Raw genomic sequence first — 12,985 nt, 5'->3', positions numbered from 1 at the left:
ATACCGGAATTTTTTTGGACATGACTACGTAAATCGGCCGGATGAGTTGTCTTACTGGTGAAGAATTATCGTCTAATCCATGCAAAAAAGCCGTTTAATTGAATTGCTCGCAAAGAAGAAAGCAGGGAGTATTTCGCTGAAGGAACAGTTTGAATTGTCTAAATGGCTGCAGGATCATGATGTGGACAAGGACCTGGCGGACCGGATAGACGACTTGTTTAGCATGGAATACGGACCGGAATGGACGGAGGACGAAATTAAGGGGAAAGAAAAAAGCTGGAACCGGATCATGAAGTCCATGCATTCGGATGAGCGCGCGGAGCTACCCGAACCGAAGGTCCCGCGGGTTTTTACCTGGCGGCGGATCATCCCGATGTCTGTTGCTTCCGCCATCCTGCTTTGCGTGGCCGGAGCGGGCACCTGGTATTGGACGCTCGCCCGTAAGGAAGCCCGCTCGCGCCAGAATATCGTAGGCACCGAAAAAGGATCGCGCTCCAGGCTCACGCTGCCCGACGGCTCGAAGGTGTGGCTAAACGGCGACAGCCGGATCACCTACGGCGCCAGCTTCGGCAAAAACAGCCGCGAGCTGACGCTCACGGGAGAAGCTTATTTCGATGTTGTCAGGGATCCGCATCACCCCATGATCATCAAGACAGACGCGATCACCATCAAGGTTTTAGGCACCGCCTTCAACGTGCGAGCCTATCCCGACGAAAAAACGACCGCCACCACGCTGGTAAACGGCAAAGTGCAGGTCTCCGTGAATAATAAAGACGCAGTGAGCTATACCTTATCGCCCGACGAAAAACTGATCGTCAACAACGAATCCGGACTGGCGGATAACCGGCCAGGGGCGCATCCGAAAAATGAACAGTTACTGGAGAATATAACCAAAATCAAGATAGTTAAAACAGACGCTATTCCTCCCGAAGCACAATGGACCAGGAACAAACTGGTTTTTGCCAACCAACCGCTCCACGAAGTGGCGAATATTTTATCGCGGTGGTATGGCGTAACGGTAATCGTGCAAGGGGACGACGACATGAAAGCCCAACAATTCACGGGCATTTTTGAAAACCAAAATATCCAAAGCGTTATGGAATCATTACAAGTCGCCGGCGGGTTCAGTTTCAAAATCAAGAACGACTCGATTTTGATCGCGCCATAAACCAAAGTCTTTTTGCAAATGATAAGTTAACACACCCTGATTGTAAACCAGAATCGGACGGGCCTCCACGTGCCCTGATGTAAACCAGATGTCAAACATCCAACGGGCGAAGCCGGCTGGATTTCAACTGAATTCTAAAGTTATGACTAACACGTACTGCTATAGCCGAGGCTATATGTTTAAGCAATTAGTTGCCATGAAAATCATCTTTTTTCTAGCGCTCTTCACCGGTTCTTCGCTCCTGGCCAACGACCTTTCGGGTCAGGACAAGATCACGCTCAATTTCAACCGCGCGCCCATCGAAAGCGTGCTGCGGACGATCCAGGCGCAGAGCAGGTACTCGTTCGTGTATCAGTCGGAAGTGATCCCTAAGGGTATTGAGGTCAACATCACTACCAAAAACGCCACCATCGATTCGGTGATGACGCAGATCTTCCGGAATACGCCGCTCTATTACAAGAAGATGGAGAACAACGTGATCGTGATCCTCAACCGGAAAATTCCCGAAGCCAGGCCCGCCAACGCCCAGCCGCCGGTCACGGTCAGGGGGTCGGTGAAAGACCGGGCGGGCGGCATGATGCCGCACGTATCGGTATACGTAAAAGGTACGCAGCACGGTACCATGACCAACGAGAAGGGTGAGTTTAACCTCGAGGCCAACCTGTACGATAGCCTCGTTTTTTCTTTCGTGGGGTACAAGCAGCAAACGGTGTTCGTGGCCGACAACCGGCCACTGATCATCGTGATGGACGCCCAGGAGGGAAGCCTCAACGAGGTGGCGGTAGTGGGATATTCGCGGCAGAAGAAATCGAGCATGGTGGCGTCGGTGACGACCATCAAGCCAGGAGAGCTGCGCATCCCCAGCAGTAACCTCACCAATGCGCTGGCAGGGAGGCTCGCGGGCGTGGTGGCGTACCAGCGAAGCGGGGAACCGGGGCTGGACAATACCGCGTTTTTCATCCGCGGCATCACCACTTTCGGCGCCTCCGCCAAACGGGACCCACTCATCCTCATCGACGGGATAGAGCTGAACGTGAGTGATCTGGCCCGCCTGAACCCGGACGATATCGCCAGTTTCAGCATCATGAAAGACGCATTGGCCACAGCACTGTATGGCGCCCGTGGTGCGAACGGCGTAATCCTGGTTACCACCAAAGAAGGGAAGGAAGGGAAGATGAACGTAGACGTACGCCTGGAAAACTCCTTTTCCATGCCTACCGAACGGATCAAAATCGCCGATCCCGTTACCTTCATGAAAATGCATAACGAATCGGTGAAAACCCGTGACCCCAACGCACTGACGCTTTATACCGACGAAAAGATCACCTTCACGGAAATGGGGCTGCATAAAGATATTTACCCGTCCACCGACTGGGATAAGACCATGTTCAAGAACTACGCCATGAACAACCGTGTAAACCTAAGCTTCACAGGAGGCGGAACCGTTGCGCGGTATTACGTGGCGGCGGCGGTTACGAAAGACGAAGGGAATATGCGTGTTGATAAAAAGAATGACTTCAACTCAAACATCAAACTGTATAAATATTCACTCCGTTCCAACGTCAACATCAACCTGACGAAAACGACTGAAATGTCGACCCGTTTTGTGGCGAATTTCGACGATTACACCGGGCCGATCGACGGTGGTACGGCGATGTACCGTAAAGTGATGCAGGCCAACCCGGTGCGATTCAAACCTTATTATGCACCTGATTCCGTGTTCTCCTACGCCAAGCACATCCTGTTCGGCAACTTCGAAACGGGGAACTACCTCAATCCGTATGCTGAATCGCTGCGGGGCTACCGGGATTATAACCGGAGCAATATGTTGTCGACCGTTGAGCTGAAACAAAACCTGGACCAGTTCGTGAAGGGGCTCATGCTACGCGCATTGGTGAACTTCGACAGGCGTTCGGAATTTAACATGTCGCGCGCTTATGTACCGTTTTACTACAACATCTCCGCATTCGACCTGAAAAACGACGCATACCGGCTGGTGCGGCTGAACCCCACTACCGGCAGGGAAACACTGGATTACGATGCGCGGAACACCTCGCGTACGGTCGCCAATAGTTTTTATTTCGAAAGCGCCGCCCAGTATAACAACAACTTCGGCAAAAACAGCGTGAACGGCCTGATGGTATTTACTGCCCGCCAGTTCAAACAAGGCGCGCCCGACAGGATACAGATCGCATTGCCGACCCGTAACGTGAGCCTTTCCGGGCGGTTCTCCTATAATTATGATTCCCGCTACCTGGCGGAATTTGCGTTCGGGTATAATGCTTCTGAGCGTTTTTCAAAAAACAACCGCTGGGGCTTTTTCCCATCTTTTGGCGCCGGTTGGGTGATCTCCAACGAACCGTTCTTCGAGTCCCTGACTTCGACTTTCCGCCAGCTGAAAATCCGCGGTTCATACGGGATAGCGGGTAACGAGGCGATCGGCAATACAGACGAGCGCTTCTTCTACCTCTCTGAAGTTGACCTCAACGCCCCCTGGAATGTAAACTGGGGCGCCAATATGAACGAAAACCCCGGTGGTATCAACGTTCTCCGGTATGCCAACGACCAGATCGGCTGGGAGCGTTCCTATAAAACAAACCTGGTACTCGAATTCAACCTCGTGAACGGCCTTTCGTCCATTATAGAAGTGTATAAAGAAAGAAGGAAGAACATCCTGCAGGACAGGATTATCCCCGCCACTTCCGGCATTCTGCCCGCGGTGAAAGCCAATCTCGGCGAAGCCGAGGGCAAGGGTGTTGACGTAGAGCTGAATTACGACAAGCGGATCGGCAAGAACCTGCAGCTGACAGGCCGCGGTACGTTTACGTACAGCACCAGCCGGGTCATCAGATGGGAAGAGCCCGACTACGGAAAGAACCGCTGGCTTTCCCGCGTGGGTACCAGCCTCGGCCAAACCTGGGGATTGATCGCGGAGCGTTTGTTCATTGATGAAGCAGAGGTAAAGAACTCCCCTAAACAGGAATTCGGCAATTACGCCGGCGGCGATATCAAATATCGCGACATCAACGGCGACGGCAAGATCGACAATCTCGATTTCGTGCCCATCGGCCACCCCACAACGCCGGAGATCATTTACGGCTTCGGCTTGTCCGCCGCCTGGAAACAATTCGACGTCAACTTCTTCTTCCAGGGCCTCGGCCGCGAATCCTTTTGGCTCAACCAGGACAACATGACACCTTTCATCGACGGGGATAACGACGACGGCAGGGTAGGACAGAATGCTGTGATGCAGGTGATCGCCGACGATTACTGGTCCGAATCCCACCGCAATCCCTATGCCTTCTGGCCACGGCTTGCCAATTACCGGATCGAGAACAACCGGCAGCATAATACATGGTTTATGCAGAATGGCGCTTTCCTGCGGTTAAAATCGGTGGATATCGGCTATACATTCCCCAAGCGCTGGCTGCAGCGGTACAAAGTATCCAATTTGCGGATTTATGGCAGTGGCAATAACCTGGCGATGTGGAGCGCCTTCAAGCTTTGGGACGCCGAGATGGCGGGCTCCGGGTTCGATTACCCGTTGCAGAAAGTGTATAACATTGGTATAAACATTGGCCTGTAAACGATTAAATCATGAAGAACGTAATATTCAAGTTAGCTGTCTTTTGCAGCCTGTTGACGGGAGCGGTTTCCTGTAATAAATACCTCGATGTGGTGCCGGACAACATCCCGACGATCGACGATGCTTTTTCGGACCGGTACAACGCCATGAAATTCCTGGCCACTTGTTACTGGGGCATTCCCAAATCCGCGGGCTGGAACGAGAACCCTGCCATGCTGGGCGCAATGGAGCTGATCTTCAACCGCGACCGCCGCACGCAGGGAGGCATGCAATACGCGCTCGGCGAGAACAGCGCCGTGCTGGCCATTACCAACTACTGGAGCTCGGGCGGTACCATGGTACGCTCGCTCTATGCCGGTATGCGGGATTGCAACACCTTCCTCGAAAATATTGATGGGGTGATGGACGTCAACCGTTATGAAAAGGAAAGGATGAAGGCTGAAGTGAAACTGATTAAGGCATATCTGAATTTCTATCTGATCCAGTATTACGGGCCCATGACGCCGTTGCGGAAAAATCCCCCGCTCACCGAATCCACCGGCGGCATCCGGGCGTACCGCGAAACGATCGACGAGTGCTTCGGCTACACCCTGGAACTCATCAACGAAGTGATCGCCTCCGATGCATTGCCCCTCAATATTGAAGGAAAGGGCTCCGAACTGGGACGGTTTACGCGTCCTGTAGCTTACTTCCTGAAGGCAAAGGTGCTGACTTACTGGGCGAGCCCGCTTTTCAATGGCAACACTGATTACAGCTCGTTCCTGAACCACGAAGGCAAACCCTTCTTCAACCAGCAGTTCGTTGCGGCACGCTGGGACAGTGCGGCCAACGCCTGTAAAAACGCTATAGATGTATGCCGTGCCGCCGGGCACCGCCTCTACGTAAAAGGCGATTTTATGGCCGTGAACAGCAAACCGACTTCCGATACCACTTTGCTGATCAATACCCTCCGCAGCTCGGTAACACAACGCTGGAACCCCGAGATCATCTGGGCCAACTCCTCTTATCCCGCCAACTGGGATTACCAGATCACGGCACTGGCGCGGATGGAAGGCGGTACCTCAACGCCTTCCAGCAACACGGGCATCCTCAGCGTGCCGCTGTCGACCGTGGAACTCTTTTACTCCGACAACGGCGTTCCCATCAACGAAGACATCGAGTATCCCTACTCCAACCGGTATAACATCCGGACCGGCGACGCGGCGCACAACCTGTTCATCGCCAACGGCGAAAAAACAGCTTCCCTCAACTTTGACAGGGAGATGCGGTATTATTCCACTTTCGGTTTCGACAGGGGCCGCTGGTACGGCAACCATTACAAACCGGTTGATGAAGCTGACATCCCCTATCCCAGAAACCGATTCGGTGAATATTCGTCCGTATTCAACCCCGGGGAATACAATGCTACAGGATACTGGCCAAAGAAACTGGTATCTATGAACACGACCTGGCGGGATCCCAACAGCGTTTCGGAAGAAAGCTATCCTTACCCGGAAATGCGCTTTGCCGACCTGCTGCTGCTTTGTGCCGAAGCGCTGAACGAAACGAAAGGCGCGCCGGACGACGAAGTATACCAGTACGTCGATTCCGTGCGGCAACGCGCGGGGCTCAAGGGAGTTGTGGAAAGCTGGGCGCAGTACTCCAATCAACCGAACAAACCGCTCACTAAGGCGGGCATGCGCCAGATCATCCAGCAGGAAAGAAAGATAGAACTGGCAGCGGAGGGTGTGTACATGTGGGACAGCAATCGCTGGAAAACGGCCATGAAAGAGCGTAACCGCCCCATCCAGGGATGGAATGTGAACTCCAACATCGTGGAAGAATACTATACCGTGACCACCGTGTACTTCCAGCGCTTCACCTACAGGGATTATTTCTCACCGATCCCCCAATCAGAAATGATTAAAAATCCTCTCCTCATTCAAAACCCCGGATGGTAAGGGCAAAAAATTGGTCTATGAAAAAAATATTCTTACAGATAATCGTTTTGGCAGGCATACTGCAAGCCTGTACAGAAAAGGAAAATACGCCGATTTCCAAGGCCACCGGTAAACCTGAACAGGTGACGGATGTTACGGTCGTAAACGAGCCCGGCGGCGCCACGATCACTTACCGCATCCCCAAGCAACCGGATGTCATCAGCGTAAAAGCCGTGTATAAAATAACAACCGGCAAACAATATGAAGCCGTGGCTTCCATGTATAACAACAAACTGTCCGTGCTGGGCTACAACGACGAAGAGGAGCATGAAGTGCTGCTCTACACGGTGAACCGGGCGCAGGAAATGTCCGACCCGGTGACGTGCAAAATCAAGCCCATGCGCTCGCCGCTGAAGCTGACGGCTGCAACCGTGGGCGTTCAGACCGATTTCGGGGGCGCGCGGTTCACCTGGATGAACGAACTGAAAACACCCCTGGCGTTTGAAATGTATACGCCCGATTCCCTGGGGCGCATGACGCTCGTACGTGTTGTAAGTTCCCAGATACTCGAAGGGCTGCAGTCGCTGCGCGGATACCCGCCGGTGTCGCGCGTTTTCGGACTTGTTGTCAAAGATAACTACGGCAACCGGTCAGATACCATCTTCCCGCCGGGCAAAACGCTCGTTCCCCTGTTCGAGGAACGCCTGCCGAAGAATGTCATGAAAATCATGAAACTGGCCAATGATCAGAACTTCACCAACTGGGAAGGCACCGACCAGAAGCTCATCGACGACGACCTGACGTCTTTCGGGCACTCGCCTTCGTCTTCCCTGCCCGCACCGTTTACACTGGATCTTGGCGTAACGGCGAAAGTCAGCCGCATTGTGCTGTTCCAGCGTAATTTCAGCAGCAGCTATTATAACTGGGGCAACCCGAAGGAATTCGACGTGTATGTGAAAGTCGGTGCGCCATCGCAAAGCGGCGACTGGAGCGAATGGAAGAAGATCATGGAAACAGAGATTGTTAAACCTTCCGGATCCGGCAGCACCGTCACCGATGAAGATCTCCGCACCGCGGAAAACGGGCACGAATTCACTTTCGATCTCGCACAGGAACCGGTACGCTATATCCGGATCGTGGTCCGCTCCACCTGGGGCAGTACAACATTCACCCACCCGGCGGAAATCGACGTGTACGGCGAACGGCAATAAACATCCATTTAAACTTACAAGCACATGAAATATTTACTGCATGTTTTATCGTACCTGTGCATCCTCACAACGGTTGTATCCTGCGATAAATTCACAGATATCCATAAGGAATATATCGAAGAAGGCGAGATCATCTACGCCGTAAAACCGGACTCCGTCGTGTTCATCGCCGGGAAAGAAAGGCTGATGATGCGGTTATGGATGGAAAACGGACAGAACATCAAGGAAGTGATCGTTTCGTGGAACAGCGGACAGGATTCGATGGTCCTGCCCATGAAATTAAACCCCGGAAGGGACAGCATCGACGTGCCGCTCAACGATCTTGAAGAGAAGTCCTATTCCTTCAATATTTATACGATGGACAATTTCGGCCACCGCTCCCTGACATATACCACATTCGGTACCACTTACGGAGATACCTATGCCGGTACGCTGCAAAACCGGCGGGTTAAAAAGGTATCGCTGACGGAACAAACCGGGGTGGTAGACTGGTTTGCCAAAGCGGAGGGGATGATCTTTAATGAAGTCCGGTTCATCAACCGGCGGGGTACGGACACCATCGTACGCTTCCATGCAGATTCGTTTTGGGTGCACATGGATGTGGCCGGCAGCGCTGAATTCCAATACCGTTCTCTGTATATTCCCGAAGCGGAGGCGATCGATACGTTCACAACCGCCTGGACATTATCAGCAGAGAAATTCCCTGAGTTCTTTACTTATGACCGTTCAACCTGGAAAGTATTGTCTGTTTCAGACGAAACAGCCAGCGATGGCGGCGGCAAAAATACACTGATCGACGGGAATCTCGGTTCCTACTGGCATTCCCAATGGGATCCCAATGACGTCGATCCCCCGCACTGGGCTATCATCGATATGAAAAGCGTGAAGAACATCGCTTATTTCACCATCTACCGCCGGGGTGGCAATACCGACGCGAAAACAGCGCAATTCTTCCTGGGCAACACGAGCGACCCCAACGGCGTGTGGACCCTCGCGGGAGAAGGCGTCTTCGGGTCGGGAGATATGCTCAGGGTAGATAATACCGGTAATGCAAGCGGCAGGTATCTGAAGATCAACCTGCCCGATAGCAACCGCCCGCCTTTCACGGCTATCGCGGAAGTATACGCATTCGGAAAATAATACAAACGGTTAACCGGCTTGAAAAAGGCAGTCCACTCCCGGACTGCCTTTTTGTTTGGCCCAATGGCAGGTAAATGTCAAAACTGAATCTATTTTATCATTTTGTATAGCTAATGTTTTTCAAACATGCTAATAAATGCTTAAAGATTATCAATGCCCCGGTAGGTTGCCCGGGGAAGGGGGATTAGTTTTGTTGCAGATCCGGTACCGTGCCGCAGGCCGTGGAAAATCTTTAACTTATGGCAGGAAATAAATCAGGAATTATGCAAGCAATGCTGAAAGGAAAAGTGATCCTGCTGACGGGCGGGGCTGACGGTATCGGATGGGAATGCGCCAAAGCCTATGCGGCAGCCGGTGCGCAGGTGGTGGTTGCGGACTGGCAGGAAGAAAAGCGTGGAAAGATGGAAGAACTGCCTGGAGAAGGGCATGCATTCCATGCATGCGATGTGGCTTCAGGTGCTGCGGTGGCGGCGCTTTTCGCGGCGATCGCGAAAAAGTATGGCCGCCTGGATGCGATCCATAATAATGCCGGCCTCGCGCATCCCGCCAAAGCCCTGCACGATACGGAAGACGCAGAATGGGAAGCCCTCATGCGGGTAAACCTCAAAAGCATCTATCTCACCACCCGCCAAGGCATCGATTTGCTGCGCGCATCGAAAGGCTGCATCCTCAACACCAGTTCGCTGGTAGGGAGTATCGGGCAAGACAACCACGCAGCATACGTAGCCACAAAAGGCGCCGTTAACGCCCTCACCAAAGCGATGGCGCTCGACTACGCGCCCGCCGGCATCCGCGTGAACGCGGTAGCGCCCGCGGCGATCCGTACGCCCATGCTGGAAGCCTGGGCTGCCCAGCAGCCCGAGCCGGAAGCCATGCAGCGCTACCTCGACCAGCTGCAACCGCTCGGCGCCATGCCCGCCGGCGACGTGATCGCAGACGCCTGCGTGTTCCTCCTCAGCGATGCCGCCCGCTTCATCACCGGCTGCATCCTGCCCGTAACGGGTGGCGCGGAGCTGGGGTACAGGGCCCTGATCTGATTTTATTTCCTCTGCATGATAAAAAATACCGATATAGCCGACGCACGATTCGAGCTGAAAAACGGCGCCGGCAGTGATGCCGTTCATAAAGACCCGCAATACGCCTATGCCGTAACCCGGCTGCACGACGACCAGGGCGCCTCCGGAACCGGACTGGCCTTCACCCTCGGCGAAGGCAACGATCTAGTGTGCCGCGCAGCCGGCTTCTATGCGGAATCCCTCAAAGGAAAAGACGTCGAGGAACTGATGTCGGGTTTCGGGAAAACCTTCCATGCGATGGCCAACGAGCAACAGTTCCGCTGGCTTGGCCCGCATAAAGGCGTCGTGCACCTGGGGCTCGCTTCCGTCACCAACGCCTGCTTCGACCTCTGGGCCAAAAAACGGGGCGTTCCGCTCTGGCAGCTGCTCATCAGCCTGTCGCCCCGGGAAATCGTGGACACTCTAGACCTTTCCTACCTCGAAGACGTGCTCACCCGCGAAGAAGCCATCTCGCTGCTCACGGAAGTGCAAGCCACCAAAAGCAACCGCATGGACGTGCTGAAATCCGGTTACCCGGGATACGACACTTCGGTGGGTTGGTTCAACTACGCCGACGAAAAAGTGCGGGAGAACTGCAAGCGCGCGTTGGAACAGGGTTTTGGGGCGATGAAGCTGAAAGTCGGCTCCGCCGATCCCGCGCGCGACGTGCGAAGGGCGCACATCGTCCGCGATACGGTGGGCGATGCGGCGAAGGTCATGCTCGACGCCAACCAGCAATGGACCCTCCCGCAGGCGATTTCCATATGCAACGAGCTGAAATCGATGCAGCCGTATTGGGTGGAAGAACCCACGCACCCCGACGATGTGCTGGCGCACGTAACCCTCGCGGAAGCCGTGAAACCGGTGAAACTGGCGCTGGGGGAGCACGTTCCCAACCGGGTCGTATTCAAGAATTACCTCCAGACGGGCTGCGCCGGGTTCATCCAGGTAGATGCCGTGAGGGTAGGAGGCGTAAGCGAGTTTATCACCATCAGTCTGTTGTGTAAAAAGTTCGGAGTGCCGGTGGTGCCGCATGTAGGCGATATGGGGCAGCTGCACCAGCACCTCGTGCTGTTCAATCACATCGCCCTGGGGCATGACGCGCTCTTCCTGGAGTACATCCCGCACCTGAAAGCACATTTTCAGCACCCGGTCCGCATCGAAAACGGCGTGTATGTAACGCCGCAGGAACCCGGCAGCAGTTGTGACCTTAAATAATCCATGTTATGATCGGGACTACAGACATTATCATCACCATCGGATATATCCTGCTGATCGTCGGCATCGGCCTGTGGACGGGACTGCGGAAGAAGACAGCGGGCGGGGAAGGTTCGGGCGCCTATTTTCTGGCGGGTAAAACCTTGCGCTGGCCGATGATCGGGCTGGCGCTCTTCGCCACCAACATTTCCTGCCTGCACCTGGTGAGCCTGGCGCAGAGCGGATTCGACGCCGGGCTGCTCAACGGCAACTTCGAATGGATGGCGGCGTTTACGCTCATTTTGCTGGCGCTCTTTTTCGTGCCGTTTTATATCCGTTCCGGGGTGGCCACCCTGCCGGATTTCCTGGAACGGCGGTACAACCGCGCCTGCCGCGACTGGCTGGCATTTGTATCCATTGTTTCGGCCATCATCATTCACATCGCTTTCTCTTTCCTGGCCGGCGGTATTGTCCTCGAAACGCTTTTCGGAATTGACATGTACGCCAGTATCATCGTGATCGCCGCACTCACGGGGCTTTATACCATCGTGGGCGGGCTGCGCGCCGTAGTGGTGACGGAATCCATCCAGAGTATCGTATTGATCGCGGGTGCGGTCATCATCACCGTGGCGGCGTGGAATAAAATGGGCGGATGGCAGCCGATGGAAGCCGTGCTGGCGGATCACAACGCGCTGGACAAACTGAGCATGATGCGGCCCATGGGCGATGCTTCGGGGATGTCGTGGATGGCGGTGTTCCTGGGGTACCCGGTGCTGGGAATCTGGTATTGGTGCGCCGACCAAACCATCGTGCAGCGGGTACTCGGGGCGAAAGACGAGAACCACGCGCGCGTCGGCTCGCTGTTCTGCGGCTTCATCAAGATCCTGCCGGTTTTCATATTCGTATTGCCGGGACTTTTCGCCTGGACTTTATATAAATCCGGCGGGCTGGACGTAAGCGCCCTCATGCATACATCCGCCGACGGCACGCAAACGCTCGATTCCAAAGGGATTTATACCCTGATGATCACGCAGCTCCTGCCTTCGGGGCTGATCGGGGTGCTGGTAGCGGCGTTGTTGTCGGGACTGATGAGCCAGATCGCCGGTGCGCTGAATTCCATCGCCACGCTGGCCAGCTTCGATTTGTACAAACGTTTCAAACCCGATACCACGGATGTGGTGCTGGTGAAAGTGGGCCGCTGGTCGTCGGGTGTGGCGCTGTTGCTGTCGATCGCGCTGTTGCCATTGCTGAACCGGTACCAGAGCCTTTTCGAAGGAATCAATGACGTGATCGCGCACATCGCGCCGCCGATCACCTGCGTTTTCCTGCTCGGGATTTTTTGGAAAGGAGCGTCTGCCCGTTCGGCGCAGCTCACGCTCTGGTTGGGATCCGCACTGGGGGCGGCGGTTTACGCGCTGAACAAGCTGGCGCCGGGGAATCTGCTTGGCGGCATTCCGTTCATGATGATGGCGTTTTACCTATTCCTGGCCTGTGTGGTGATGCAGGTGGTGTTTTCGTTCGTGTATCCCGTGGTGCATACGGAGCAGAGCGCAGCGCTGTACTGGCGGTCGATCCGTGAACCGCTGGCAGGCAAGGGATGGGCGGGTTTCGGTAACTATAAATTCCTGTCCCTGCTGTTGCTCCTGGCCATGGGGGCGCTGTACTGGGTTTTCAGATAAACAATTCTACGTGCAATTTCAACCAGATAA

Annotated in this window: 8 protein-coding genes; all 8 read left to right on the top strand. The window is 54.4% G+C overall.

What is annotated here, in order from left to right:
* The first annotated feature begins 79 nt into the window (after window positions 1-79).
* The 8 genes from WJU16_RS04720 to WJU16_RS04685 all read left to right on the top strand — a co-directional run bounded on the left by WJU16_RS04720 (window position 80) and on the right by WJU16_RS04685 (window position 12,955).
* Window positions 80-1,168, top strand: coding sequence for a FecR domain-containing protein (locus tag WJU16_RS04720; RefSeq protein WP_341837168.1), 1,089 nt, complete (start codon window positions 80-82; stop codon window positions 1,166-1,168).
* 196 nt (window positions 1,169-1,364) lie between these two features.
* Window positions 1,365-4,754, top strand: a complete 3,390-nt coding sequence (locus WJU16_RS04715; RefSeq protein ID WP_341837167.1) for a SusC/RagA family TonB-linked outer membrane protein — start codon at window positions 1,365-1,367, stop codon at window positions 4,752-4,754.
* Between the two features lie 11 nt (window positions 4,755-4,765).
* Window positions 4,766-6,694: a RagB/SusD family nutrient uptake outer membrane protein gene (locus WJU16_RS04710; protein ID WP_341837166.1), complete on the top strand. Its 1,929-nt coding sequence runs from the start codon at window positions 4,766-4,768 to the stop codon at window positions 6,692-6,694.
* A gap of 17 nt (window positions 6,695-6,711) precedes the next feature.
* Window positions 6,712-7,884: a DUF5000 domain-containing lipoprotein gene (locus WJU16_RS04705; RefSeq protein ID WP_341837165.1), complete on the top strand. Its 1,173-nt coding sequence runs from the start codon at window positions 6,712-6,714 to the stop codon at window positions 7,882-7,884.
* Between the two features lie 24 nt (window positions 7,885-7,908).
* Complete coding sequence (locus tag WJU16_RS04700) at window positions 7,909-9,024, top strand: DUF4998 domain-containing protein (RefSeq protein WP_341837164.1); 1,116 nt, start codon at window positions 7,909-7,911, stop codon at window positions 9,022-9,024.
* A gap of 263 nt (window positions 9,025-9,287) precedes the next feature.
* Window positions 9,288-10,061, top strand: a complete 774-nt coding sequence (locus WJU16_RS04695; protein ID WP_341837163.1) for an SDR family oxidoreductase — start codon at window positions 9,288-9,290, stop codon at window positions 10,059-10,061.
* Window positions 10,062-10,076: 15 nt separating this feature from the next.
* Window positions 10,077-11,297, top strand: coding sequence for an enolase C-terminal domain-like protein (locus WJU16_RS04690; protein WP_341837162.1), 1,221 nt, complete (start codon window positions 10,077-10,079; stop codon window positions 11,295-11,297).
* 8 nt (window positions 11,298-11,305) lie between these two features.
* Window positions 11,306-12,955, top strand: a complete 1,650-nt coding sequence (locus tag WJU16_RS04685; protein WP_341837161.1) for a sodium:solute symporter — start codon at window positions 11,306-11,308, stop codon at window positions 12,953-12,955.
* The last annotated feature ends 30 nt before the right edge of the window (window positions 12,956-12,985 follow it).

It is taken from the genome of Chitinophaga pollutisoli (assembly GCF_038396755.1).
GTDB lineage: Bacteria > Bacteroidota > Bacteroidia > Chitinophagales > Chitinophagaceae > Chitinophaga > Chitinophaga pollutisoli.
Note: the sequence above shows the minus strand (reverse complement) of the source record. Positions and strands in the feature narration are given on the sequence as shown.